Source organism: Ignavibacteria bacterium, assembly GCA_017302895.1.
Lineage (GTDB): Bacteria > Bacteroidota > Ignavibacteria > Ignavibacteriales > Ignavibacteriaceae > UTCHB3.
In genome coordinates, this window is record JAFLBV010000001.1 from 360,956 (window position 1) to 386,704 (window position 25,749).

General features: G+C 41.5%; 23 protein-coding genes. 19 read left to right on the plus strand and 4 right to left on the minus strand.

The window, feature by feature from the left end; genetic code table 11:
- Positions 1-102 precede the first annotated feature (102 nt).
- Both J0L60_01375 and J0L60_01380 read right to left on the minus strand, forming a co-directional pair.
- Positions 103-1,194 carry a hypothetical protein gene (locus J0L60_01375; protein MBN8544756.1) on the minus strand — a complete coding sequence of 364 codons (1,092 nt, stop codon included), beginning with the start codon at positions 1,192-1,194 and terminating at the stop codon, positions 103-105.
- Between the two features lie 79 nt (positions 1,195-1,273).
- On the minus strand, positions 1,274-2,674 hold the full coding sequence (locus J0L60_01380; protein MBN8544757.1) for an MBL fold metallo-hydrolase: 1,401 nt from the start codon (positions 2,672-2,674) through the stop codon (positions 1,274-1,276).
- 137 nt (positions 2,675-2,811) lie between these two features.
- Here J0L60_01380 and J0L60_01385 point away from each other — a divergent pair, with 137 nt between their 5' ends.
- The 6 genes from J0L60_01385 to nuoF are packed head-to-tail and all read left to right on the plus strand — an operon-like array spanning position 2,812 to position 7,240.
- On the plus strand, positions 2,812-3,180 hold the full coding sequence (locus J0L60_01385) for an NADH-quinone oxidoreductase subunit A (protein MBN8544758.1): 369 nt from the start codon (positions 2,812-2,814) through the stop codon (positions 3,178-3,180).
- Entirely contained in the window at positions 3,171-3,692 is a 522-nt protein-coding gene (nuoB, locus tag J0L60_01390) for an NADH-quinone oxidoreductase subunit NuoB (GenBank protein MBN8544759.1), read from the plus strand. The genes J0L60_01385 and nuoB overlap by 10 nt, the downstream gene beginning before the upstream one ends.
- The gene (locus tag J0L60_01395) at positions 3,682-4,170 is read left to right on the plus strand and encodes an NADH-quinone oxidoreductase subunit C (GenBank protein ID MBN8544760.1); all 489 of its coding nucleotides are present in this window, start codon (positions 3,682-3,684) and stop codon (positions 4,168-4,170) included. Before nuoB ends, J0L60_01395 begins: the two co-directional genes overlap by 11 nt.
- 8 nt (positions 4,171-4,178) lie before the next feature.
- The gene (gene nuoD, locus J0L60_01400) at positions 4,179-5,432 is read left to right on the plus strand and encodes an NADH dehydrogenase (quinone) subunit D (GenBank protein ID MBN8544761.1); all 1,254 of its coding nucleotides are present in this window, start codon (positions 4,179-4,181) and stop codon (positions 5,430-5,432) included.
- A gap of 13 nt (positions 5,433-5,445) precedes the next feature.
- Positions 5,446-5,919 carry an NAD(P)H-dependent oxidoreductase subunit E gene (locus J0L60_01405; protein ID MBN8544762.1) on the plus strand — a complete coding sequence of 158 codons (474 nt, stop codon included), beginning with the start codon at positions 5,446-5,448 and terminating at the stop codon, positions 5,917-5,919.
- Between the two features lie 10 nt (positions 5,920-5,929).
- Positions 5,930-7,240 (plus strand): NADH-quinone oxidoreductase subunit NuoF, encoded by a 1,311-nt coding sequence (nuoF, locus tag J0L60_01410; protein MBN8544763.1) that lies wholly within the window; start codon positions 5,930-5,932, stop codon positions 7,238-7,240.
- A gap of 415 nt (positions 7,241-7,655) precedes the next feature.
- Here nuoF and J0L60_01415 read toward each other — a convergent pair whose 3' ends face one another.
- Positions 7,656-9,359, minus strand: coding sequence for an AMP-binding protein (locus J0L60_01415; GenBank protein MBN8544764.1), 1,704 nt, complete (start codon positions 9,357-9,359; stop codon positions 7,656-7,658).
- A gap of 188 nt (positions 9,360-9,547) precedes the next feature.
- On the opposite strand from J0L60_01415, the gene J0L60_01420 reads away from it, so the two are divergent.
- Positions 9,548-9,985, plus strand: coding sequence for an Rrf2 family transcriptional regulator (locus tag J0L60_01420; protein MBN8544765.1), 438 nt, complete (start codon positions 9,548-9,550; stop codon positions 9,983-9,985).
- Between the two features lie 4 nt (positions 9,986-9,989).
- Here J0L60_01420 and J0L60_01425 read toward each other — a convergent pair whose 3' ends face one another.
- Positions 9,990-10,922 (minus strand): hypothetical protein, encoded by a 933-nt coding sequence (locus tag J0L60_01425; GenBank protein ID MBN8544766.1) that lies wholly within the window; start codon positions 10,920-10,922, stop codon positions 9,990-9,992.
- Positions 10,923-11,147: 225 nt separating this feature from the next.
- Here J0L60_01425 and J0L60_01430 point away from each other — a divergent pair, with 225 nt between their 5' ends.
- The 12 genes from J0L60_01430 (at position 11,148) to J0L60_01485 (ending at position 25,747) form a co-directional block, all read left to right on the plus strand.
- On the plus strand, positions 11,148-12,764 hold the full coding sequence (locus J0L60_01430) for a hypothetical protein (GenBank protein ID MBN8544767.1): 1,617 nt from the start codon (positions 11,148-11,150) through the stop codon (positions 12,762-12,764).
- Between the two features lie 21 nt (positions 12,765-12,785).
- Positions 12,786-14,969, plus strand: coding sequence for a LysM peptidoglycan-binding domain-containing protein (locus tag J0L60_01435; GenBank protein MBN8544768.1), 2,184 nt, complete (start codon positions 12,786-12,788; stop codon positions 14,967-14,969).
- Positions 14,970-14,987: 18 nt separating this feature from the next.
- On the plus strand, positions 14,988-16,466 hold the full coding sequence (locus J0L60_01440; protein ID MBN8544769.1) for an MBOAT family protein: 1,479 nt from the start codon (positions 14,988-14,990) through the stop codon (positions 16,464-16,466).
- Entirely contained in the window at positions 16,467-17,846 is a 1,380-nt protein-coding gene (locus J0L60_01445; GenBank protein MBN8544770.1) for a M20/M25/M40 family metallo-hydrolase, read from the plus strand.
- A gap of 115 nt (positions 17,847-17,961) precedes the next feature.
- The gene (greA, locus tag J0L60_01450; protein ID MBN8544771.1) at positions 17,962-18,432 is read left to right on the plus strand and encodes a transcription elongation factor GreA; all 471 of its coding nucleotides are present in this window, start codon (positions 17,962-17,964) and stop codon (positions 18,430-18,432) included.
- Positions 18,433-18,436: 4 nt separating this feature from the next.
- Positions 18,437-19,534 (plus strand): bifunctional diaminohydroxyphosphoribosylaminopyrimidine deaminase/5-amino-6-(5-phosphoribosylamino)uracil reductase RibD, encoded by a 1,098-nt coding sequence (gene ribD / locus J0L60_01455; GenBank protein MBN8544772.1) that lies wholly within the window; start codon positions 18,437-18,439, stop codon positions 19,532-19,534.
- Complete coding sequence (locus J0L60_01460; protein MBN8544773.1) at positions 19,534-20,172, plus strand: riboflavin synthase; 639 nt, start codon at positions 19,534-19,536, stop codon at positions 20,170-20,172. The genes ribD and J0L60_01460 overlap by 1 nt, the downstream gene beginning before the upstream one ends.
- On the plus strand, positions 20,165-21,523 hold the full coding sequence (tilS, locus tag J0L60_01465) for a tRNA lysidine(34) synthetase TilS (GenBank protein ID MBN8544774.1): 1,359 nt from the start codon (positions 20,165-20,167) through the stop codon (positions 21,521-21,523). Before J0L60_01460 ends, tilS begins: the two co-directional genes overlap by 8 nt.
- Complete coding sequence (gene hpt, locus J0L60_01470) at positions 21,516-22,067, plus strand: hypoxanthine phosphoribosyltransferase (GenBank protein MBN8544775.1); 552 nt, start codon at positions 21,516-21,518, stop codon at positions 22,065-22,067. Before tilS ends, hpt begins: the two co-directional genes overlap by 8 nt.
- An 81-nt stretch (positions 22,068-22,148) precedes the next feature.
- On the plus strand, positions 22,149-24,092 hold the full coding sequence (ftsH, locus tag J0L60_01475; GenBank protein ID MBN8544776.1) for an ATP-dependent zinc metalloprotease FtsH: 1,944 nt from the start codon (positions 22,149-22,151) through the stop codon (positions 24,090-24,092).
- Complete coding sequence (locus tag J0L60_01480) at positions 24,085-24,753, plus strand: dolichol kinase (protein MBN8544777.1); 669 nt, start codon at positions 24,085-24,087, stop codon at positions 24,751-24,753. The genes ftsH and J0L60_01480 overlap by 8 nt, the downstream gene beginning before the upstream one ends.
- Positions 24,740-25,747, plus strand: coding sequence for a DUF4837 family protein (locus tag J0L60_01485; protein ID MBN8544778.1), 1,008 nt, complete (start codon positions 24,740-24,742; stop codon positions 25,745-25,747). Before J0L60_01480 ends, J0L60_01485 begins: the two co-directional genes overlap by 14 nt.
- The last annotated feature ends 2 nt before the right edge of the window (positions 25,748-25,749 follow it).

Below are 25,749 nucleotides of genomic sequence, written 5' to 3' on the forward strand. Positions count from 1 at the left end.
AAATCCGCAATTTGTATAAATCAGCATTTCAAAATAACAGATTTTGACGAGATTTAAAGCCCGAATAACGGGTAAAAACGGATACTCGAACCTCAGACCGCCTTACTTCAAACCGGGATTATATTCGATATCAACAAGGTTGAATACTCCGTATGTAAATTCTCCGTCAGGATAGTGCCACACTGCCTCACCTCTCGAAAGAACATTAACTCCGTTTATCTTTATATATTCCTGTAGGGGAGTGGAGAATCTGTAACTTTTCATATCTGAAACAGCGTATCTGTCGTCAGAGACAAAATTTATCAATTGTCCTTCGGAGTTAAAAATCAAGGTGGCAGAGATGGTGATATTTCCATTTTTAAAAGTTGCTTTAGTTGAAAGCGTGTCGATTTCCTCCCATTTTATTCTTTTATCGATAAGTGAAGCCGGAGCCATTAAACACATGTCGTTAAACAAGGTAACGGTTTCCGCCTTATTCATAATTTCGCCATCAACACCCATGACCGTAAAGAATCCAAAGAGCCGCACATCCATGGAAGCCTTCTCTTTTGAATATTTGTGATATCCGGGTACGGTCAGACCAAACATTTCACCTTTCATAAAGAAAAGGCGTGTCGGGTCATCAAAAAAGTTGTATTGCTCCGACCTGAAAGTGAACCATTCCTTCCCCTTATCTCTCATCTGACCTTCGAATACAATCCGGACAGATTTTACTTTCTCTTTTCCGACAACTCCTGTGTAGTGGAGGTACTTCTGAACCGGAACGGGAAGGTGGAGAATGTCATTCTCTGAGAGAATATCAGATTTTTGTAATGCAACTCTTTTTATGTTTTCATCATAATCATTGATGAATTTGTTCTCAAAGTTCCACATCCCAAAGTGAGCAATAACGGGCAGTAGAATGATGATATTTAACACAGTGCCATACTTTGCCGACTGCCAGTTGTTAAATATCAGTATCTGCGAGATGATTACCGCAATTCCGCACACCAACCACCAGTTCCGGTTTCCGGTTAGATACAAAATGGTAGAGACCCCGAAGAGAAGTGTGACAATAAGCCAGAAAACCCCTTCCTGTTTCCATATCGATTCAGTAATTTGGGGTACTTCAGCAAAGCCAAATCCTTTCACAAATCCCATAAGATGGATTAAGCCATGAATTAAAAGGATAGCTGATAAAATAATTTTTGTTATATGTTCAAGCTTCATACAAATTCCTTTAAATAACAGGCTGCCTAAAACAGCCTGTTAAATAGACAGTTAAACTGTTTTTTTATTTTAGAGTAAAATACTCTCCTTTTTTCGGAATCTTCACTGATTTGAAGTGGTTCAGAGTGAGGCGATTCGCAAACTTCTCCTGCTGGTCGGGTTCACCATGGACAAGGAAAATCTCCTTCATTTTTTCACGGCTGAATTTATTCACATAGTAGATAAGTTCATCAGAATCAGCATGTGCAGAAAGTGAGTTGAAAACCACCACTTCCGCTTTCAACTTGTAGGGCTCTCCAAAAATGTTTATTTCAGGATTTCGTTCAATAATTCGCTTGCCAAGAGTGTGTTCTGCACAGTATCCCGTCATCATTATGATGTTGTTCGGGTTTTCGATATTGTTGGCAAGATGATGCAGAATTCTTCCGGACTCTGCCATACCTGATGCAGAGATAATCATCATCGGACCCTCTCTGTCATTCAGCCTCTTCGATTCCTCAACCTCGGTTATATAGGTTAATTTGTTGAAACCCAGAGGGTCTTCATTCTGCAGGATGTGAGCTGAAGTTTCGAGATCGTAACACTCGGTGTGCCTTCTAAACACAGCAGTTGCATTGAAGGAGAGGGGAGAGTCAACATAAACAGGGATGTTGGGCACCAAACCTTTTTCAAAAATTGTATGCAGAAGATATACCAGTTCCTGAGTTCTACCGAGACTGAAAGCAGGGGTGATTATCTTTCCTCTCCTTTCAATTGCCCGCTTTATCACTTCAACAACTTTGGCTTCAGACATATCGAAGTCTTCATGGAATCTGCCACCGTAAGTGCTTTCACAGATAAAATAATCGACATCCGGAATTATCTCCGGGTCGCGAAGAATTGGCATGTTCGGTCGCCCGAGATCACCAGAAAAACCGAGTTCAATTAGTTTTCCATTTTCGATAATCTTGAGATAAGTGACGGCACTTCCGAGGATATGACCGGCATCGTAAAATGAGGCAGTAACTCCCGGAATAACTTCAAACTCCTGATGATAATTAACGCCCTGCATTAGTTGAAGAGTCTCATCAACATCCTCCTGCGTATAAAGAGGTTCGAAAAGGTTTTTTCCTTGTCTGGCCCTCTTTTTGTTAACGAATTCAGTATCTTTTTGCTGGATATGAGCTGAATCTGCAAGCATGATCTCGCAGAGGTCTTTCGTAGCGTGTGTGCAGTAAATTGGTCCTCTGAAGCCCTTTTTTACGAGATTTGGCAGGTTACCTGCATGGTCGATATGTGCATGAGACAAAATTACTGCATCAATATCTTTAGGATTGTAAAAATCGAATGTTCTGTTTAATTCAAAAGCCTCTTTTCTCTTACCTTGAAACATACCACAATCGAGAACAATTTTCCCGGCTGCTGTTCTAAGAAGATGATTTGAACCGGTAACAGTTCCGGCGGCGCCAATAAATTGAATGTCCATAATTCTCCCGTGTAATTGTCCCGTAAAATTACAAAAAAGTTACGAGATTTATCAATAATCAAATTAAAAATTGACTATATTGAAAAATTATAATAAATTTAAAGTTTGAGTTTTAAGAAATAATTGCCGGATAAATAATGCTTGAAAATTATATTCCATTAATTGTAGTTTTAGGTTTCGCTGTGGTCTTTGCCGTAGCCGTGGTGGCTTCGTCGAAGCTGTTCGGACCCCAAAGGCCCACAAAAGTGAAAATGTCGCCTTACGAGAGTGGAATGAAACCGATCGGCTCCACAGAGGAGAGGGTTTCGGTTAAATATTATGTTGTCGCAATGCTCTTCATCATTTTTGACCTCGAAGTGATTTTTGTTTATCCCTGGGCGGTCAAATTTATCTCCCTGTTCAAAGAAATTGGAATTTCCGTCTTCGTTTCGATGTTTATATTTTTAGTTGTTTTTGAGCTTGGTTTCTTGTATGCTTACAAAAAAGGAGGTTTTAGATGGGATTAGAAGCGAAATTGATGAATGATGGTTTTATAACGACCACCATTGATGCCATAGTTGGCTGGGCAAGAGAAAGTTCCGTTTGGCCTATGCCGATGGGAATTTCCTGCTGCGGCATCGAGATGATGGCAGTAGGTGGACCTAAATATGACATCGCCAGGTTTGGTTCTGAAGTGATGCGTTTTACACCAAGACAGTGTGATTTGATGATAGTTGCAGGAACTGTAACATATAAGATGTCGCATGTTGTCAAGAAAATTTATGATCAGATGCCCGATCCCAAATGGGTAATTGCAATGGGTGTTTGTACTTCCACCGGTGGAATGTACCGTTCATATCCTGTTGTTCAGGGTATCGATCAGTTTCTCCCTGTCGATCTTTATCTTGCCGGATGTCCGCCAAGACCCGACAACCTGTTGAACGCTCTTATGCTCATTCAGGATAAAATAAAACACACAAAAGCCAGAGAATTTCAAGATATACCACTTTTGGAGCCTGTGAAAGTAAATGGAAATTAAAGAGAATATCCTCAGACTTCTTGAGGAAAGATTCCCCGAAACAAAGTTCGAAACCACGGATTTCAGGGGAGATCTTAAGATAAAGTTTGACAAGGCGCTGATCATTCCGGTCTGCGAATTCCTTAAAAATCACCCTGAACTTCACTTCGAAATGTGTGAAGATGTAACTGCTGTCGACTGGGCAAAGAAAAAGGGAAGATTCACAGTGGTCTACCATATCTACTCGATCGAAAACAGATTCCGCCTTCGCCTTGCATGTGATGTGGAAGAGCATGAAGCACATATCAATACTGTAACATCAGTCTGGAAATCAGCAAACTGGTATGAGCGGGAAACTTATGATATGTACGGAATCAAATTTGACGGTCATCCGGATCTTAGAAGAATGTATATGCCCGAAGAATATGAATACCATCCTCTCCGGAAAGAATATCCGCTGATGGGAATTCCCGGTGATTTAACCCTCCCCAAGAAATAAGTGAGTTTATGGAAAGATTAACTAAAGACGATGTGCATCCAAGTATTGTGAAAGCTCTTTTGGATCAGGAATCAAATATTTCTTTCGAGGATGCACTGGAAAATGAAATGATCCTGAACATGGGTCCTCAGCACCCCGCTACACACGGTGTACTTAGAGTGCTGCTCAGACTCGATGGTGAAACAGTTGTGGCTGCCGTTCCCGATCTCGGCTACCTCCATAGAGGTTATGAGAAAATGGCTGAAAACATGTCATATTATGAGTTTATACCTCATACCGACAGACTTGACTACATTTCACCACCGGCAAACAATAATGCTTTCTGCCTCGCAGTTGAAAAACTTGTAGGAATTGAAGCTCCATTGAGAGCTCAGTACATCAGGATGATCATGTCGGAGCTGGCGAGAATTACCTCACACCTCGTGGCAATCGGTGCCCTGGCAATGGATGTCGGTGCTCTCACCGTTTTCCTCTGGTGTCTTCGTGAACGCGAAAAAGTTCTTGATGCATATGATATAATTTGCGGAGCAAGATTCACCACGAGTTATACCAGAATCGGTGGTGTGGCTGCTGATATGCCTGATAATGCAATTAAAATTATCAAAGATTTTATTGCCCAGTTCGAAGAAAAGATCGATGAAGCTGAAAGACTTCTGAATACAAACAGAATTTTTGTCGAAAGACTTGAAGGCGTTGGTGTGGTTTCCAGGGAAGATGCTATTTCCTTGGGGATGACAGGTCCAAGTCTAAGAGGTTCGGGTGTTGATTTCGATCTTAGAAGAGCAAATCCCTATTTACAGTATAACGAAATCGATTTCAAGGTACCTGTTTACAATGAAGGTGACAGCCTTGCAAGATATTTCGTGAGGGCAGATGAACTTCGCGAAAGCTGCAAAATAATTTTGCAGTGCCTCGATAAAATGCCAAAAGGCGATATCATGTTGAATTCTCCCAAGAAGGTACTTCCCAGAAAAACTGAGATTTACACAAAAATGGAAGAATTGATTCATGATTTTATGATCGTCAATTTTGGTGTGAAGCCTCCTGTTGGTGAAGTGTATCAGGCTGTCGAAAATCCAAAAGGCGAACTCGGCTTCTACATTGTCAGCACCGGTGAGGGACATCCATGGAAAATGAAAATAAAATCTCCTTCCTTCTCTAATTTACAAGCCCTCGGACCATTGGTCAAGGGGCACATGATCTCTGATGTTGTGGCAATAATCGGTAGTCTCGACCCTGTAATGGGTGAAGCCGATAAATAATAAGAGGATATTAATGGAATTCAAATTCACTGAAGAAAATCTTGAAAAAGTGAACCGGGTATTTAAGAACTACCCGACGAAAAAAGCTGCGGTTATGCCGGTGCTCTACATCGCACAGGATCAAAACCGTTACATTTCAGGCGAAGTGATCCAAGAGGTTGCCAAAATTCTCGAGATCACCGAAGAAGAAGTTATGGGTGTCGTAACTTTCTACACCATGTATCATCAGCACCAGCCGGGCAAGTACCACTTGCAGGTCTGCACCAATGTTTCGTGCATGCTTCGTGGTGCCTACGATATCTGGAATGCGGTTAAAGAGCGTACCGGGCTCCAAAATGGACAAACTTCAGAAGACGGACTCTTCTCACTCGAGGAAGTGGAGTGCATGGGATCGTGCGGAACTGCTCCAATGATTGCCGTCAATGAAGATTTCCATGAAAATCTGACTAAAGAAAAAGCCCTCGAATTAATTGACTCCCTAAAGTAGAAGTGGTGATATGGAAAAGATTGTTTTACCTGAAATAGAAAATTTACATAAACTGGATGTCTACCGTGCGAACGGTGGATATGAAGCCATTAAAAAAGCTCTCGCCACAACACCTGATGATGTTATCGATATTGTTAAGAAATCGGGTCTTAGGGGCAGAGGTGGTGCCGCATTTTCAGCGGGACTAAAATGGTCATTCATGCCTAAAACAACTGATAAACCAAAATATCTCTGCATAAACGGTGACGAATCAGAACCCGGCTCTTTCAAAGACAGACAAATTTTCGAGTATAATCCACACCAGTGTATCGAAGGCATTCTGATTGCATCCTATGCAATTGGTGCTCATGATGCTTATGTCTATATTCGCGGTGAATACCATAAATGGATAAAACTCTTCCAGAAAGCACTTGATGATGCTTATGAAGCAGGTCTGGTCGGTGAGAAAATGAAACAGACTTACGGCACAAAATTCCATGTGAATATTTATGTTCACAAGGGTGCCGGAGCCTACATTTGTGGCGAAGAGTCATCACTCATGAATTCCATCGAAGGAAAAAGGGGATACCCAAGAGTAAAACCTCCATTTCCTGCTCAGAATGGTCTTTGGGGCAATCCGACCACCATCAATAATGTGGAAACTCTTACAAATGTTCCTGCCATCATTAACAAAGGTTGGGAATGGTTTTCAAAAATTGGAGCCGAAAAGCATCCCGGGACAATCTTGTATGGCGTAAGCGGTCATGTTAACAAGCCCGGTGTTTACGAACTTCCTTCCGGAACTCTCCTCACAGATATAATTTATAATTATGCAGGTGGAGTACCCGGCAATAAAAAGATTAAATGTGTCATCCCCGGAGGTTCCTCCATGCCACCACTTCGTGGTGATCAGCTCGAAGGAATCGCCATGGATGCGGAATCCCTGAAGGCTGCAGGAAGCTCTATCGGTACTGCAGGAATTATGGTAATGGATGAAGATACAGATCTCGTCAGAGTACTAGCCCGAATCACCAAATTCTATTACCACGAAAGCTGCGGACAGTGTACACCGTGCCGTGAGGGAACAGGCTGGATGCTTAAAATCCTTAACCGGATGGCTGAAGGAAAAGGTCAGAAAAGCGATATCGAATTGCTCCTGAATGTTGCCAACAACATTGACGGCAACACCATCTGTGCACTCGGGGAAGCTGCTGCCTGGCCCGTGAAATTTATGGTCACAAGATTCAGAGATGAATTCGAAGCCAGAATGAACGATACCGTTGACCTCCCCTCCAGAAACAAAGTTCACTCAATGAGACATACCGGCATTGGTGTGGAGTGAACTGAGTACCTGATTAATTTGAAATTGTTGGTTGTTTGTTTTAAGCCTGTGAGAAATCACAGGCTTTTTTTTTTGAACACGATCTTCAGGATGTCAAAGAATAAAAAGGATGTAACCCCCGTAGAGGGGTTATTCAATGAACAACGATTATAATCTACGAACATTCAAACCCACTCCGGGGTTATTCAATGAACAACGATTATTATCTACGAACATTTAAACCCACTCCGGGAGTATTCAATGAATAACGATTTTAATCTACGAACATTCAACCCCACTCCTGGGGATAATCAGGTATTATTTTTTTTGCGTATGGAACGCAAAGTTTTCCGGTAGGACAATCGAGACGATTGTCGCTCCTTTTCCGAAATTAAAGGTTTCGGTCAGCTCATAGATCATAGATCATAGTTAATAGCTACTTAACCAGGTACCTCTTGATCTTCTGAGTGGTGGTTTTTTCGAATTCTTTTTCTCTCAGATAGAACTTTTTGATTTGTTTGTATACCGGGAGGTGTTTGTTTGTTTCTTTTACAATTTCGGCAACAATTTTTTCCATCATATCTTTGTCGATTTTTATGCCGTTCTTTTCAGAATATTCGATGAGGGTTTCGGCATTGAGAACGACCTGAACAGCAATTATTTCGGTGTGTTTTGCATCCTCTTCTCCATAAACAAATGACTCAAGAATCAATGGATTTCTGTTAATTATATCCTCGATTTCCTCAGGGAACACATTCTTGCCATTGCTCGCAATTATGACATTCTTTTTCCGTCCTCTGATGTGGAGGAAACCGTCTGAATCGATATAACCGAGGTCACCCGTTCTGAAGTAACCATCCACGAAAGCTTCTTTGGTTAATGCTTCGTTTTTGTAATATCCGAGCATGACATTTCCGCCTTTCACGAAAACTTCACCAACACCATCCTGATCGGGGTCAACAATTTTTATATCAACTCCGGGTAGTGGCAGTCCGGCAGCATCATCCTTGAAAGCCATCAGTCTGTTCAAGGCGACTATGGGAGCGGTTTCTGTTAGTCCGTAACCCTGCACAAATGTAAAGCCAAAATCACGGAGTCCTTTAGCTACCTCAGGGTCGGGGGCAGCACCACCTGCAATGAAAATTCTGACATGTCCGCCGAATCTCGCATGGAGCTCTTTGAAAACTTTTGCTTTTATCTCTTTAAGACCCAGTTTCTGCAAAAACCCGGTGACTGTTACGAGAGGAGGCACAATTTTAGATTTTACCTTGTCTTCCTTGATCGATTTGGAAATTCTTTTGAACATTTTGTCAAACAGTAACGGTACTCCAAGCAGTACTGTTGCTTTCACGACCTGCAAATCATCCACAATTGTTTTTAATGATCTGGCAAAATGCACGGAGGCACCCGAATAGAGAGGGCATAGCATTCCACAAGTACATTCATAGGTGTGGTGTATCGGCAATACAGAAAGGAATTTGTCTTCGGGGAAAATAAACATCATGCTTGTCATACTTACCAGGTTAACTGCAAGATTTTTCTGAGTAAGCATAACCCCTTTTGCTCTTCCAAGAGAGCCGGAGGTAAAAATTATCTCCGCCATCTCCTCATTATTGATTTTTGGCAGGGAATTGATGTCGATGGGAGTGGAGGAATTTATCAGAGCGGTCATGGAGATTACATCTCCTTCATTTTGAAGGATGTCCATGTTTATTTTCATTTTGAGTCTTTTAATGGCAGCGGCCTCTTCATTCATCAGATTGCTGAATCCTTTTGAGAAGACAATGGCTTCTGATTCACTCTCGTAGATAATGTTTAAAATTTCATTCGATGTAAGATTTTTATCAATAGGCACAATTACATAATTAAATGTCATCGCAGTAAGATATGTAATGCTCCACTGCACGCGGTTTTCAGAAATAACAGCTATATGGGAGCGTTCTTTTAGACCCAACTTTTGTAGGCCTGTGCCAAACCTCAGAACAGTCTCAAGCAATCCGTCAAAAGTAAGCCGCTTAAACGGAGTATCGTTCAAATCCTCAAGAGCAATTTTCCCTGCATATTTTTTACTGTTTAGAAGCACCATTTCCTGAATATTGGAAATTTTAGGAACATCATAAAGTTTGTGTTTAAGATCCATTTTTTCCTCAAAAATCTTGTTTTAATAACAGGAAACTTAATTAATATTTCATTAACGATTGTGAAGAATAAAAATATTTTAAAGTATGTTCAACTTCCAAATCTCCTTTTTCCTTTTGAATTATAAGAGAGAAATGCTATATTAAACGGTCTTTTTTATCTGATTTATTATTCCGGGATTTAAAGTAAATGACCGTAATCTTCTCAAAAAAATGTGAACTTGGTTTACAAGCTGTATTATATTTGTCAACACTCGACAAAGATCAGAGGGTAAGTGCTGCTCATGTGGCTACCAAACTGAAAGTGCCTAAAGAGTTCGTTTCAAAAGTGATGCAAATCCTTACAGATTCGGGGATAGTTGCTTCAAAGAAGGGGAAAAACGGCGGATTCTATCTCGGGAAAAATCCGTCTGAAATAAAACTAATCGACATAGTCATGGTTTTGGATGGAGGGGATGTCTTTAATACCTGTATTCTGGGTTTCCCGGGTTGTTCCGTCTCCACTCCATGTCCGATGCATGACGAATGGGGGAAAATCAGAAATATGGCTTTTTCGATGTTGAACGCAGAAACTTTGGAGAGTATGAAACATAAATCGATCGACAAGATCGAATCACTTGCGAAATAGTCTGTTAATCCTCCTTATATAAATCGATGATTGCTTTGGCGAGGAATTTTGCTGCTGTTTCGTGACCTTCCTTGGTCAGATGAATATAGTCCTGAACTGCAAGTTTCGACTTGACCCAAACAGGCATTATCGTATCTCCTCCCATCACTTCGCTTAGATCCCAGTAACTCAACCCCTCTTTTAACGAGAGGGAAGTTATCCCTTCTTTCAAAATCTTAATATTTTTGTTAGGCTTGAATCCTTCCTTTCCATACGAATAAAATGTCGGCGGCGAAATCAACAAATATGATGCTGCCGGTGCCCCTTTTTTAAGCCGTTTGAGCAAATTCCCATATTCAACATCAAAATAATTCTTGTTGAAATTTGGTCCGGCACAGTCGTTCGTACCGAGATAGACAATCACCAGATCAGGATTTACTGTTTCAATGAAGGGGTAGAGGTAATTCAGTTCTGTGTTATATGTCCTAATCGAAGCCGAAATCTTGCCAAAAAAGGTTGAAACAACCCCTTTTTCAGAGAAAGCAAGGATTCCTTTTGTCGATTTTTGTGGAACATTTTGCCGGTTATTTATGTAAAAACTCTCGACAGGTGACGAAAAAGTGACCTTAATTGCACGACCTTTGTTTATGGGGTTGATTGCAAAAGGAATCTTCTGTGAAGATGCATCCATTACTTCAATTGAACTTGAGTCGGCGATCGAGTAAAGCTCAAATCCTCTCAGAAGTGATGATTTTTTCTTCATCGGCAACGGGTTGTACGGAAGAAGAGTCGGAAATTCACTTTTAAGAGAAAGTTTAATTTTCCCGCCGTCTCCAAATTCCGCTGCAAGTTCTTCTTCAAGGCAGTGAACAAACTCCCCCGAGGCAGTATAGGAGTCACCAATCACGAATATTTTAAATATCTTTGAAGTGGAGCTGTCAGAAAAAGTTTTCTGCAATTTAACTTTGAGTGATTGCGGATTCCCGATTTTGTTTAGATCCGGTCGCAGAAAAGGAAACTCGTTATTGGATTTTTGTGAATATGCAATGGAAAAACACAAAAGCAGGCAAATTATAACTTTTTTCAAGATCGAATTCATTTATGGCATTTTTCAGGGATATTTTATTATACCGCGTAAAAGGACAGGATTAATTAAATTTGATGTTTGAATATACGGAAAAAAATGAATAAATATTCTCTTCAAATACTCTTCAGCATCCTTATAGTAAATGGGATACTTCTGTCGTTCTCTCTGGCAGGTCCCGAATTCAGTGTGCCTAATCCCTTCTCCGATGAGGATTTGGTCATCAGTTTTCCTGACATAAAAGAGAGTCTCTTTAAATCGGCTGAACAGAAAAACGAGAATGCAGAAAATTTTCTCAGCAAATATGAAACAGCTGATGAAAACGCAGTAATTGATGAAAAACCGTCAGTTGACAATAATGAAGAGAACGGATTTCTGATAAATCCTGAGACAAGGGGAAAGAAGGCGCTCGACAATTTTTTCGAAGCCCTTGACAAGGAAAGCAAATCCAGAACGGTGAGAGTTGCTCATTACGGTGACTCCCAGATAGAAGGGGACAGAATCACCTCCTATCTCCGGGAAAACTTTCAGAAGGAATTTGGCGGTGAGGGTATCGGCTATGCTCCTGTGGATGACATAACCGACAATGTAAACTACTTTAGAAGCACCTCTGAAAACTGGGAGAGATATAATGTTTTTAACCATGCATATTCTTCAGGAAAATATGCACTTTCTGGGCTGGTTTTCAAATACGGAAACGGCAAATCCAAGAAGGAAAATGATGAGCAGGAGCCAAAAGGGAAAAAAAAGAAGAAGCAAAAGGATGAAAAACCTGCTGAAGAAGAGCAACCTGTTGACAGCTCAACCGTCTTAAATAAATACGGTTTACCGCATTTATTACTTGCGGACACCTGGTTCGCAGTCAAATCTGCTTTTCTCGCCTCTCCGAGAGATAAAACAGAAGTGGTGGCTGCACTTCGGGGGAGAGTATCCCTTAATTTTGTGAAAAATGCTAAGTTCTCCAAAATAAAGGTTTTTTACGGAAAAGTCGGGGATGAATGCGAAGTCAGAATTAGTGACCAAAAAACCGGAACTGAAATCGGTACTTTGCAACTCAACGGTGAAAATCCTTTCAATCTTGCAACAACCGCTTTCAGGGGTGATGGAAGTTCCATTAGATTTGACATCTCAAGCGGGAGAAATCCCGAGATTTTTGGCTTCTTTTTTGACGGGGACAGAGGGGTTCAGGTTGATAATTTCGCTATTCGTGGTCACTCCGGTGACGGACTTTTGAAGATAGATAAAGAACTATTATCAGCGCAATATGATGAATTGAATGTAAAACTTATTATCTTGCAGTTCGGTATGAATATAATGCCGACCGTAACAAAAGAAAAGGATTTGAAACGGGTCAGGGATTACTATAACCGTCTCTATGCGGGAATCAGGGAGAGAGCACAAAATGCTTCAGTTCTCGTTGTTGGTCCGGGCGATATGGGTGTTATCAGAAGGGGAAGTTCTGTTTCGCATCCATACATTGCAGAAGTGGTAAAAATTATGAAAGAATGCGCCATAGAGAACGGCTGTGCCTTTTGGAATACATATGAACTTATGGGGGGAGAAAACTCAATTGCTGCATGGGCTCAGAAGGGATATGCAGCCCGCGACGGTCATTTCATTAACAGAGGGCAAAAAATTATAGCTGCCGAACTGTTCAAGGGGATTAATGATTCGTACAGGCAATATTTAGACAAAAAAAATTCAAATAACCGTTAAATAAACAGAACGGATGGCAATATGACCTATCAGTTACATTATCTGACCGGAGCAATGAAGAAAAGCGGAAAGCTCTTCTTGATTGCTTCGTTTGGCAGTCTGGGAGTCCTTTTCGCCGGTTCTAACAACTATGACCTGAACCACCAAACGAAATTCTCCCCACCCGATTCAATCATCTCACAATCACAGGATTCGATCAGTGAGACCGAGAAGCAGCCCGTTATCAATTCCGTTTCTACAACCGATGGAGGTTCGACCAGACTTGGCAGTTTCCCGTTTTTGCGTACAAACCAGAATTTTATTGAGTGGAAAAACAGGGAAGTGGCACAAAAGTTCTTTTCGAAACTTGCAAATGCAAAGCAAAAAAAGTTTCGTGTACTTCATGTAGGAGATTCCCACCTCCAGGCGGACATTTACACCGGTTATGTGCGTGAAGAACTCCAAAAAATTTATGGAACCGGCGGAAGAGGACTGGTTTTTCCTTATTCCGCAGCAAAGACCCACTCGGCATACGATTACTTTACCTACTCTAAAGGAAGCTGGACTTTCGCAAAAAACACCGAGCAAAATCCGGCGCTTGACATCGGATTGACGGGTTACTCGATTCGTACCGTTGATCCCAATTCCAACTTCAAACTTGTATTTTCGAAGACAATTCAAAAAGCCTCAAATAACATTCTCAAAATATTTTCGAAAACCGGTCCTTCGGTTTTTGACATGGTGTTGAATATTAAAGGGATCAGTGAGCCGATTACGGTCAAGTCCGATGCGAATTCGGGTCCTTACATCACAGTACCAGTTAATTCCGATTGCGAAAGCATTGAAATTTCGTTCAAAAAATCATCCGATCTGCAAAATGAGTTTGTCCTGTATGGTATTCTGATCGAGGCGGACAGTCAGAATGGTATTCTGTATGCCAGCACAGGTGTAAACGGTGCGACTCTCTCAAGTATAGTTCGTGAGTCAAGATTTGAAGAGGAAGTTAAGGCTTTTGAACCTGACCTGTTTATTCTCGATCTCGGGATTAATGATTTTTTTGGTGGTGGTTTCAATGCCGCCTCAACAAAGGAAAATCTCGTTTCCATTATCCAAAAAGTAAAAAAATCTTCACCTGATGCTGTAATTCTTCTTATGAATGTGCAGGATGCCTTCAATAAAAGAACGAATGTTTCCGCCTGTCTCGACTTTGCAAAACTTGTGGCAGATGTGGCGGTTGAAAACGACTGTCTGCTTTACGATATCTACAATGTCAGCGGTGGTAAAAATTCAATGCTCAACTGGCGGGCAAACTATCTCGCCAATGTGGATCAGATACACCTCACTTCAAAGGGGTATAATCTTAAGGGTGAACTTTTTGTTACTGCAATCCAGAACTCCTATGACAAATTTGTTGCAGGTGAATCGACGCTTCTCGTTGCAAACAAGCAACTTGAAAGTGAAGTGCCTGAAGGACTCGCAATCTATGTTGACAACAATGAAAGCCAGAGTGTCTCCGCAGCAAACACAACTGTAATCAACGGTGTCTCTGCTGCCGGGACTCTGAAGGATGATAAAGGCGAGTACAAAATGCACAAAGTTTTGGGTGGAGAATCAATCCGCTCTATTGCAAAACTTTATAATGTGGAAATCAGCGATATAAGATCCTGGAACGATTTTTACGGTGCTCTCTCGATCAACCAGGAATTAAAGATATATGTGAAGAAGGGGAAATCGAACCCTGCACTCACAGCAAAGGTGACTACACCTGTGAAACCAGGTAATACCACTGTGCCAGGGAGTTATTCCGCAAGAAATACCTATTATGGTAAAAACTACAGCTATAATGCAACTCCAAAATACACTCCACCTGCAACAAACTACAGCGTGAGGAACGGAGACACCTGGTTTGCAATTTCTCAGAGAACCGGAATACCCGTCAATCAGTTGAAAGCAGCCAACGGCACAAAAGGTGATATTATCAGACCCGGACAGAAGATAAAGGTTCCGGCGAAAACAACCTATACCGCCCCAAAAACCACTGCCAAATATGGTACAAAATACAACGCGAATAAAACTACCAAGAAAACGACTGTTAATCAGGGGAAAACCACAACCAAGAAGTCTACCGTAAAACCAGGTACGACTCCTAATAAAACAAAACCAAAGGCTACCACCAAAACGCCAACAACCAATAAAAACAATCAAAAACCGGCTAAAAAGAAATAAAAAGGAATATTCTGTTTCTTGGATGTAATTGAGTTACTAAAATATAATTCCGGAAATCCATTACTGTTCAACTCGGTATTGTTCTTTTTCCTGTTTACTATTGTTTATCTGATATATACCGGTTTCGAGAAGAATATCAAAGCAAGAAACCTTGTGCTTCTGCTATTCAGCCTCTACTTTTATTACAAGATATCAGGGGGATACATTGGTATTCTGATTGCTGTAGGCATAATTGATTTTTTCGTAGGGAAGTTTCTTGTACGCGAAAAATCAGATATCAAAAGAAAACTGTTGCTTTCCTTTTCTGTTCTGGTAAACATTGGAATTCTTGTCTATTTTAAGTACACTTTTTTCATTGTGAATGAATTTGGACTGCAATCATCTCAGTTCTTTTCCTATTTTACCAGAGAAATTCTTACTCCTGTCGGAATTTCCTATTATATCTTTAAATCCGTCGGCTACACTCTTTCGATCTACAGAGAGGAAATAGAGGAAGCCGAGCAAAATCTTTTTACCTACCTTCTTTATGTCTCGTTTTTCCCGACAATAGTAGCCGGTCCAATTTCCAAGGCTGCTAATCTGCTGCCTCAGTTTAACAGTCCTACCAGGATTACACGGGAAAATGTAAGCAAGGGAATTTTCCTTCTGATCACGGGAACCCTTAAAAAGGTGCTTATTGCAGATTTCATCGCCCTCAATTTCGTGGACAGAGTTTTTGAAAATCCCGATCTTTTCACATCAATCGAATGCCTGCTCGCCGGATATGGAGCTTTCCTGCAGATTTATTTTGACTTTTCGGGATATACCGACATTGTTCGTGGAATGGCGTATCTGTTCGGTTTTGAACTTGAAGAAAATTTCAAAAAACCGTTCCTCGCCAATTCTGTCAGTGAGTTTTGGCGGCGCTGGCATATTACCCTCTACACTTTCCTGAGTGAAAATGTATTCAATCCGTTAAGTTTCGCTCTCAGACGACTCGGAGTTTACGGCATTTATATTGCCATTCTTGTGACCTTTCTGGTTTCCGGAACCTGGCATGGTGCGAATCTGACTTTTATTGTTTGGGGACTGATACACGGGGCTTGCATCGTCTTCGATACCATGTTCCGAAACACCCGGAAAAAGATTGTTGCTGTTGTGAATGAAAAATTTTTCAGAATGGTCGAGATTGTTATCACTTTCCATGTCATAGCATTTTCATTTATTATTTTCAAGTCGCCATCCCTGGACAGTGCAATGGTCTTTATAGGGAAACTTTTCAGTGAAATAAAATTTGCTCATATTGAAAAGTGGTTGAGTTTCTATCTTGTTCCGTTCCTCGTGATGGCAGGAGGGCTGATTCTCGCGATCGTTCCTGAGAGATTTTATAAGTCACTCTACATTCGATTTGCCTCCATCCACTGGAGTTTGAAAGCCCTCACATTTGCAGTCGTTATTATTTTTGTTTATCAGGTTCTCGGAACCTCTACCTTACCATTCGTTTACATCGAGTTTTAAATGAAAAAACTGCTGTTTCTCCTCGTTTTTGTATCACCATCCTTTTTTACACAATCCTTTATCGCAACCCTGACCGGCAAAGCTTTTACATCCAATTATGGATACTATATGATAAGGGATGTTTGTGATCTTGCAGGAGGAAGGTTGATGGGCAGCGAGTCCAACAAAAAAGCATTCGAAATGCTAAAAAAAGAGTTGGAAAATAAAGGTATGAAGCCTTTTTACGAGAAATTTACATCACCGGTCTGGTTCAGAGGTGAAGACAAGGTCGTCTTAAAGCTGCCTTATCGAAAGAACCTTCGAGCATACGCCCTTGCCTGGGTCTCACCTGCGAAGATTGAAGATGCCAAAGCGGTTTTTGTTTATTCGGGATATGAGGAAGATTACCGGAATATAGATGTGGCAGGAAAAATTGTCGTAATCAGTCAGGAAAGACCTGCAGGAAGAGATGAACTTCTCAGGGGAGAGGCAATCAAGATTGCTGCTGCCAAAGGTGCGGTCGCATGCCTTTTCATAAATGAGGCAAAAGGCGGAAAAGTGTTGTGCGGGGTGGGGAATTTCAAGGGTGACCCTCTTAAAATACCGGCTTTTACACTCACATTTGAGGAGGGTGCAAAACTTAGAAGACTTTTGGAACGCAAGGTGAATGTCGTTCTTGATGTCGTATCCAATTCACGGGTGGAAACAGGGGAGTCCAATAATCTTGTAGCCCGAATAGACGGAACAAGTGACGAGAAGCTGGTGATTGGTGGTCACTTCGACAGTTGGGACCTGGGTGATGGTGCTGCGGACAATGGTCACGGAAGTGCTGTCATGTTTGAAGCAGCCGCACTTCTAAAGGAATTTGGAATCAAACCAAAAAGAACCATCGAGTTTGTCTGGTTCAACGGAGAAGAAACTGGGCTGTGGGGTTCGAAAAAATATGTGGAAGCCCACAGGAATGATAAAATATTTGCGATGATAAATCTCGATATGCCCGGCAAAATTAACGGATTTAATGTGATGGGCTTTGACCCATTGTTACCGGCAATCAAAGAAATCACCGATACTTCCGGTTCTTTTGATCTCTCAAAATCAATGAGCACAGCCTGGACAAACAGCGACCATATGTTTTTTATGTTCAACGGGATCCCGGTTATCACTCCGGTTGGAGGAATGACCAAGGAAATGACTGATCACTATCACGATTTTGGCGATTCCTTTGATAAACTCGATAAAGATTACATTTCTCACGGCGCGGCTGCAGTTGCATTTCTTGCGGCAGGTCTCGCAGATTCTGACTTCAAATTATTCCGGTTCTCGCCTGATGAGGTGAAGGAACTCCTGAAGAAGCACAACCTTGAGAAACGGTTGAAAAAGCAGGAAGAATATCCATTTTAGGCTCTGCGATAAGGGCTTGATTATCTGATAAAAATTGTTTAAATTTGCAATGCCACACCCCCGGTATTCCCGGAGGAGTGGCAATTTTTTTTGTAAATTTTCATACTGGAGTGTCATGTACGATATTGTATATCTGTCACAAGAAAGATTGATTGAGCTCGAGAAAGAGCTCGCGGAAATGAAGTCATCAGGAAGAAAGGAAATCGCCGGCAAAATTGCCGAAGCCCGTGCACACGGTGACCTTTCTGAAAATGCTGAATACGATGCTGCAAAAGAAGCACAGGGACTGTTTGAACTTAGAATTCACAAACTTGAGGCTGTGCTTGCTCGTGCAAAGGTGATTGATCCTGCATCGATGCCGAAGGATAAAGTGCACATCCTTGCGAAGGTTAAAATTAAAAACCTTAAGACGCTTAAAACAATTGAGTATCAGATTGTTTCCAACGAAGAATCCAATCTGGAAAATGGAAAGATTTCAGTTTCCTCTCCGGTAGGACAGGGATTGCTCGGCAAGAAAGTAGGAGACATTGCACAGGTAAAAGCTCCGGCCGGTTTGATACAATTCGAGATCCTCGAGATCCGTTGATATCATGACAAAAGAAGACAGGAAGTATCTTGGTGATTGTATCATTCTGGGATCGCGAGCCGAAGGGAAGGTCAGCCCCAATCCAGCCGTCGGTTGTATCATTGTAAAAGATGGCAGAGTACTTTCAGTCGGTTATCACCGGGAATTTGGCGGGGCTCATGCAGAAGTGGATGCAATAGCAAGAAGCAAACAGGATATTACAGGTGCAACTGTCTATGTGAGTCTTGAACCTTGCTCCCACTTTGGCAAAACTCCTCCATGTGCGGATCTTCTTGTTTCGAAGAATATTGCGAGGGTAGTGATCGGTATGACCGATCCGAATCCTCTGGTGTCCGGAAAGGGAATAGCAAAGTTAAAAAATGCAGGAATTGAGGTGGAGGTCGCTGACCTCCCCTTATATAGAAATTTTTACAGGAAATTTACAAAGTATATTACTAGTGATTTCCCGTTTGTGACCATTAAGTCAGCACTCACCCTCGATGGAAAAATTGCAGGTGTGTCCGGTGAATCCAAATGGATTACGGGTGAAAAATCCCGGCGACTGGTCCATCTCTTGAGAAGCAAACATGACGCTGTGCTTACCTCATCCAAAACAGTTCTCGTGGATGACCCGATGCTTACGGTCAGGCACAACCACAAACCCTCACCAAAAAGAGTGATGGTTACATCAAAACTTTTCTTTCAAGACGGATACAATTTCTTCCGGAACGATGATCGAAAATCTTTTATCGTGACCCTCGAAGAGGAGCAGCAGAACGAGGAAATCCTTCAAAAACTCAACTGGTTTCAAATCCCGATCATTTTTGTAAAACCCGACAAAGAAGGTAAACCGGATATGGTACAGACCTTGAAGAGTCTGCATTCTCTTGGAATTACCTCCGTTATGGTGGAGGCGGGAGCCAAATTGACTACAGAAATGATTAACTCCGATCTGTTTGATGAATTTGTCTGCTTTATTGCCCCCAAACTCATGGGCAATGGAATAAATCTCTTCGATGGCATCAGTAATCATGGATTGGCAAAAGCCAAGAAATTGAAACTGGATCATGTGAAGCAACTGAATGGTGATGTTGCACTCTTCTTTTCAAAAATGGAGCAATAATGTTTACCGGACTGGTGGAAGAAACAGGTGTTATCATCGATATAAGAAACAGAGGAAATGAGATTTCTCTGCAGCTTAGGGCAAGTGTCATTCCAGGGGATGTGAAAGTTGGTGACAGCATCAATATTAACGGTGCCTGTCAAACGGTGGTGGAGGTACATGGTGACCTGCTGCTGTTCGATACTGTTCAGGAAACACTGAAAAAAACAACATTGGGTACACTCAAAAAAGGAGACAGGGTAAACCTCGAACGGGCTCTTCGTGCAGATTCACGACTCGGAGGGCATTTTGTCCTCGGACATGTGGATACAACCGGCAGAGTGACTGAGGTTGTAAAATTGTCGGGAAGCTACAATCTGAAAATTTCTTTCGACTCAAGATTTGATAAGTATGTTATTCCTGTGGGATCTATCTGCATCGATGGAGTGAGCCTGACGGTGGCAGAAAAGGGGAGTGGGTGGTTGAAAACTGCAATAATCCCTCACACTTGGGAGAACACAACTCTTGCATCTCTTAAAGCCAATTCCCCTGTGAATCTGGAATTTGATGTTCTGGGTAAGTATGTTCTCAATTTAGTAAGCGGGACAAATTACGGGGGCATTTCCATAGAGAAACTTAAAGAATCCGGGTTTGCCTGATACACTTTTCTTAAAATTTACGAAGTTTTGTACTGATCAAAAATTTCTCGCACAAGGTGATAAAATTCTTGTGGCGCTCAGTGGAGGGGCTGATTCGGTACTCCTGCTCCATTTCCTTCTTAAACTAAAATCCCGCCTTGATTTGCAACTTGTAGCTGTTCACCTTAACCATCAGCTAAGAGGCGAAGAATCTGTCAGAGACCGTGATTTTTGTATCGGACTCTGCAATTCGTTGAATGTCGAATTAGTCGTGAGGGAACTTCCGGTAAAGGAGTATTCCACAGGCTATAAAATATCGATCGAAATGGCGGCAAGGGAATTAAGGTATCAATCGCTGAAAACCCTTCTGAAGGAATTGAATTTTGACAAAATTGCAACAGGTCACAACCTGGATGATAATGCCGAAACGGTAATTCTCAATATGATAAAAGGGAAAGGTCTCACTGCAGTCTCAGGTATCCCCGTAAAAAGAGATAATCTTATCAGACCGCTTCTTTGCATCTCAAAAAAAGAGATTATCAAGTATCTGGACACAATCAAATCAGGTTTTGTAACAGACAGTTCCAACTTCGATTCCATCTACCAGAGAAATCTGATTCGCAACGAAATATTTCCACTCTTCGAGAAGATAAATCCCCATGCCGGTGAAGCACTTTTTCGATTCTCGGAAATGATGCACTCACTCCCTGCTTCAATCATCGCTACTGAACCGGTTACTTCTTCACAGGACGGGAAAATCCTTGTGATAGATTTGGCAGCGGTTAAAAAATCAAACGAATTCAACCTCTACAACGAGTTATCAATTAGATTTATTGAACTTTTTAGTTTAAATTTAAAGTTCGAAAATTTTTATAGTCTAAAAAAATTATTTGGGGCTCAGTCAGGCAAAAAGATTTCTCTTGGTTACAACCTGACCGCTGTCAGAACCAGAGACAAGGTGCTTGTTTCCACAAGTAATGAAGAAATTCTTTCGGAAATTGACCTTAATCCCGGTAGTACCGTGGAATTTGGCAATTTCAGGATTTCCTGCCATCTCTGTGAAATTGGCGATTACAAAGTTTTTGAATCCGGGAGTGTTGAGTTTATAGACAGCGACAAAATTGCAGGAAGTCTGTCTGTCCGTCCGCCAAAGAAAGGGGAATGGTTCCTGCCAATAAACGGCAAAGGGAAAAGGAAAGTGTCTGATTTTTTTAATGATATCAAGCTGGAACCTTCGAAGAAATGGAATCACCCCATTGTCTCATCGGGTGACCAAATCGTTTGGATTTGTGGTTTCAGGCTCGATGACCGATTTAAAGTAACTAACGAGACAAAAAGAATTTACAAGTTAGAGATCGAAACATATGGATAAGCTGGTTGTTAATAACGAAACATTTGAGATATTTCTTTCTGAAGAAGTTATTCAAAAAAGAATATCTGAACTTGGTGCTCAAATTTCGGAGGACTACAAGGGCAAAGTGCCCATTTTTATCGGTATCCTTAATGGTGCCTTTATGTTTCTTTCTGATTTGTTGAAAAATTTCTGCGGTGAGTGTGAGGTCGATTTCCTCAAACTCTCCAGCTATCATGAGGCAAAAGTATCTTCGGGCAAAGTGGATTTGTTAAAAGATATCAACGCTGACTTGAACCAAAGAGATATTATAATTGTTGAAGATATAATAGATTCCGGCTTGTCCGCTGAATTTATCATGGCGCACCTCAAAAAGCATAACCCTGCTTCTGTAAGAATAGCGTCATTACTACTTAAGCCTAAAAGTGTTAAGTATAACATCAATGTTGATTATGTAGGATTTAATATTCCAAATAATTTTGTAATAGGTTACGGACTCGACCTTGTTCAAAAATACCGCAATCTTAGGGCGGTATACTCAATGGTCGAAGAAGGAAGCAAATAAGGAAATACGACTAAGATGGATCAAAAAAACAAGAATAAGAATAGTAACAAACCTGACGAGAATTTCGACTGGAATAAAATCATGAGGGTGGTTTTCGGCTGGGGGGTTGTTATTATCGCAGCCGTTATTGCCATGCAACTCTTCAAAGGTGAAACAGTCAAATATGTTGAAATACCTTACTATCAGTATGTTAAAATCCTTAATGACAGCCTGATTAAATCGGCTGAAGTGAACATCACTGATTCAAAGGTTCATACTTTTCAGGCGGAACTCAGGGAAAAAGTCAATGTCGGAATTGCAGACAAAAAAGTGTTAACTGATAAAATTACTGTGAACATAGCCGAGCCGGATTTTGAACTTGAAAAGAAAAAATGGGATGAAAAAAAGATTGATCTGACTATTAATCAGCAATCAAATAATTTCATGACAATTCTTATCAGCATGATTCCCTGGATTCTCATCATAGGTCTGTGGTTCTTCTTCATGAGAAGAATGCAGGGTGGTGGCGGAGCCGGTGGTCAGCGCGGTATCTTCAATTTTGGCAAGAGTAAAGCCAAACTGATCAATCAGTCGAACAATAAAGTGACATTTAAAAATGTTGCCGGTGCCGATGAAGCTAAAGTTGAATTGCAGGAAGTTATAGAATTCCTTAAAGAACCTTCAAAATTCCAAAAACTTGGTGGAAAAATTCCAAGAGGTGTTCTCCTGCTGGGACCTCCGGGGACAGGCAAGACCCTTCTCGCGAGAGCTGTTGCTGGTGAAGCAGGTGTCCCATTCTTCTCGATATCGGGTGCTGATTTCGTCGAGATGTTTGTAGGCGTGGGTGCAAGCCGTGTAAGAGACCTTTTTGAACAAGGAAAGAGAAGCGCCCCTTGTATTATTTTTATCGATGAGATTGACGCTGTCGGTCGTCACAGAGGTGCCGGTCTTGGTGGCGGTCACGATGAGAGGGAACAGACTTTAAACCAGCTCCTCGTTGAGATGGATGGATTTGAACAAAACAGTGGCGTAATAATTATTGCAGCCACAAACAGACCCGATGTTCTTGATCCTGCTCTGCTCCGTCCCGGCAGGTTCGACAGACAGATTGTAGTCGACAGACCTGATGTTAAGGGAAGAGAAGGCATTCTAAAGGTGCATACCAAGAACACTCCACTGGCTGATGATGTTGAACTTTCGATTCTCGCTAAAGGAACACCAGGACTCGCAGGTGCTGAGCTTGCCAATCTTGTTAATGAAGCTTCTCTTCTTGCCGCAAGAAAGAATAAATCCAAAGTTGATATGGATGATTTCGAAGAGGCAAAAGACAAAGTTATGATGGGCATGGAGCGGAAAAGCATGATTATTTCCGATGCAGAAAAGAAAACCACTTCATATCATGAAATTGGACATGTTCTTGTAGCGAAAATGATTCCCGAGGCCGATCCTGTACACAAAGTTACAATCATTCCGCGTGGAAGGGCTCTTGGCGTAACAAGTTACCTGCCTGTGGATGAGAAACACACTTATTCAAAATCGTACCTTGAAGCTGTTATTACTTACGCATTGGGCGGCAGAGCAGCGGAAAAGATAATCTTCGACCATTATACAACAGGTGCCGGAAACGACATTGAGCGGGCTACAAATCTCGCCAGAAAAATGGTCTGTGAGTGGGGTATGAGCGACAAACTCGGACCACTTAACTATGGTACAAAGCATGAAGAAATTTTCCTCGGAAAGGAAATTCAGCAGCACAGGGATTACAGCGAAAAAACTGCAATTGAAATTGATGAGGAGATTAAACGAATCATTAATTCATGCATGGACAGGGCTATGATCATCCTCAAAGACAATATTGAGATGCTTCACAAACTCTCCGCTGAATTGCTCGAGAGAGAAATCCTTGATTCAGAGGAAATCGACAAAATTATGAGAGGCGAAGAGTTGCCTCCTGTACCCAAAGCTGACAAAAAAGAAGAACTGCCGGACCATGTAAAAGAGATGCTGAAAAGCAGATCATCAGTTGTTAAACCGGCAGATGAATAGCTCTGAACAGACTCAGATAGACTACAAATATGAGATCTATCGTAAGATGATCCATACTTGTAGTCTGTCTATTCCCATCATTTATTACTTTATTCCCAAAAATACGGGACTGATAATTCTCGGTCTCGTTCTGATAATCTCACTGATTGTTGATGTCGGAAGATTTATCAGCCCGCCATTTGCCAAATTTGTTTACAAGTTTTTCGGCTCCATCTTTAGAAAGCACGAGCTCGATGAGGGAAAAAAACAACTGTCAGGAGCAACATATTTGCTCGGTGCAGCCATTCTGTGTATTATCGTCTTCCCAAAGGCAATTGCCATCGTTGCTCTCCTCTTTCTTATTGTAGGAGATACCGTAGCTGCTCTTATCGGCAGGAAATGGGGCAAAACCCGTTTTCTCAAAAAAAGCCTTGAGGGCACAGGAGCGTTTTTCCTTAGTACAGTTGTCATCGCATTTCTGACACCGAAATTCACCGATTCCTGGATCGAAATCGGGATGATAGTTTTTAGTGGCTTTATTGCGGCTATAGCGGAGAATATAGCCTCAGGTGTACTCGATGACAATGTAGCCATTCCGCTCTCAACAGGGACTGTCCTGTGGCTTTTATACTGGCTCTTCTTCCCGAATCTGGAACTGGTTCTGAAGAATGTTCCGGTGTAGCAACTTCAGATTTTCTTCTCTCCTCCTTCTTCTCTCGCTCATTTTTATCAGTTGCAACAACCAGCAACCTGAATCCTCCGGAAAACTTACTGACATTCAAATAATTACCGATGAGACCGTAACAGGTTCTCAGAAGGGAATTGTCGATTCAGTTATTTCAACCGTGTCGCTCGACGGAATGAGTGAACCATTTTTCGAATCAGTAACCTTTATAAAACAGAACTTCGATAAAACCCCGTCAGGGAAAAATCTACTCATATTTCTGAGGACTTCTTCCTCACTTATGAATCAACGCTTCAAAAGTATTTTTAGAGATGAAGTAATTTCCCGGGCGGAAAAGGGAAGTGAACCCGTCATAATCAGGAAGGAAAATTTATTTTTTAACGGACAGACTGTCTGGTTTCTGATATATGGAAGGGAGTTTAACCTTGATAGTTTCCTGACCTCCTCCTCTGTTTCTTTGATACAGAAAATAAAAGACAATTGCTTGAGTACCTCCCGGTCTGAAAAAAAGCCGGAAAAATATGAAAAAGAAATATCTGACTCTGTCAAGCTGATCCACGGTATTGATTTTAAAATTCCGGTTGGTTTTGAAGCGGCATTGCCCCTGAATAAGAAAGGATTCTCGCTACTGAGGAGGGGAGCCGGAACAAAAACAGAAGAATGGATTCTGATTGCTGAGATTACCGATACGATTTCCAATTATGACACTTCACAAATCATTAAGATCAGGGATGTTGTCATCCCAAAGGCGATTGTTTACAGAGATGGTTCCGTGATGAAAACGGGCAGACTGCTTTTAGACTCTATCGTAATTAACTCTTTTCGGGGAGACTGGACTACAAGTCCATATCCGATGGCGGGGGTGTTTACAGGAAGAATTCTAAAATTGGGGACTAAAGTGTTTTATATCGAGGCAGGAATATATTCGCCGGGCAGACCAAAAACTTTGAATCTGCTCCGGCTTGAAAATATGATAAGGAATCTTCCTTAGAA

What these genes read in the sequence shown, in the direction of transcription:
- J0L60_01420 (MBN8544765.1), top strand. Translation starts at nt 9,548, where the DNA reads ATGACCGTAATCTTCTCAAAAAAATGTGAACTTGGTTTACAAGCTGTA.
- J0L60_01485 (MBN8544778.1), top strand. Translation starts at nt 24,740, where the DNA reads ATGTTCCGGTGTAGCAACTTCAGATTTTCTTCTCTCCTCCTTCTTCTC.
- J0L60_01405 (MBN8544762.1), top strand. Translation starts at nt 5,446, where the DNA reads ATGGAATTCAAATTCACTGAAGAAAATCTTGAAAAAGTGAACCGGGTA.
- hpt (MBN8544775.1), top strand. Translation starts at nt 21,516, where the DNA reads ATGGATAAGCTGGTTGTTAATAACGAAACATTTGAGATATTTCTTTCT.
- J0L60_01445 (MBN8544770.1), top strand. Translation starts at nt 16,467, where the DNA reads ATGAAAAAACTGCTGTTTCTCCTCGTTTTTGTATCACCATCCTTTTTT.
- J0L60_01380 (MBN8544757.1), bottom strand. Translation starts at nt 2,674, where the DNA reads ATGGACATTCAATTTATTGGCGCCGCCGGAACTGTTACCGGTTCAAAT.
- J0L60_01385 (MBN8544758.1), top strand. Translation starts at nt 2,812, where the DNA reads ATGCTTGAAAATTATATTCCATTAATTGTAGTTTTAGGTTTCGCTGTG.
- J0L60_01435 (MBN8544768.1), top strand. Translation starts at nt 12,786, where the DNA reads ATGACCTATCAGTTACATTATCTGACCGGAGCAATGAAGAAAAGCGGA.
- greA (MBN8544771.1), top strand. Translation starts at nt 17,962, where the DNA reads ATGTACGATATTGTATATCTGTCACAAGAAAGATTGATTGAGCTCGAG.
- J0L60_01480 (MBN8544777.1), top strand. Translation starts at nt 24,085, where the DNA reads ATGAATAGCTCTGAACAGACTCAGATAGACTACAAATATGAGATCTAT.
- ftsH (MBN8544776.1), top strand. Translation starts at nt 22,149, where the DNA reads ATGAGGGTGGTTTTCGGCTGGGGGGTTGTTATTATCGCAGCCGTTATT.
- nuoB (MBN8544759.1), top strand. Translation starts at nt 3,171, where the DNA reads ATGGGATTAGAAGCGAAATTGATGAATGATGGTTTTATAACGACCACC.
- J0L60_01430 (MBN8544767.1), top strand. Translation starts at nt 11,148, where the DNA reads ATGAATAAATATTCTCTTCAAATACTCTTCAGCATCCTTATAGTAAAT.
- J0L60_01415 (MBN8544764.1), bottom strand. Translation starts at nt 9,359, where the DNA reads ATGGATCTTAAACACAAACTTTATGATGTTCCTAAAATTTCCAATATT.
- J0L60_01460 (MBN8544773.1), top strand. Translation starts at nt 19,534, where the DNA reads ATGTTTACCGGACTGGTGGAAGAAACAGGTGTTATCATCGATATAAGA.
- ribD (MBN8544772.1), top strand. Translation starts at nt 18,437, where the DNA reads ATGACAAAAGAAGACAGGAAGTATCTTGGTGATTGTATCATTCTGGGA.
- J0L60_01395 (MBN8544760.1), top strand. Translation starts at nt 3,682, where the DNA reads ATGGAAATTAAAGAGAATATCCTCAGACTTCTTGAGGAAAGATTCCCC.
- nuoD (MBN8544761.1), top strand. Translation starts at nt 4,179, where the DNA reads ATGGAAAGATTAACTAAAGACGATGTGCATCCAAGTATTGTGAAAGCT.
- nuoF (MBN8544763.1), top strand. Translation starts at nt 5,930, where the DNA reads ATGGAAAAGATTGTTTTACCTGAAATAGAAAATTTACATAAACTGGAT.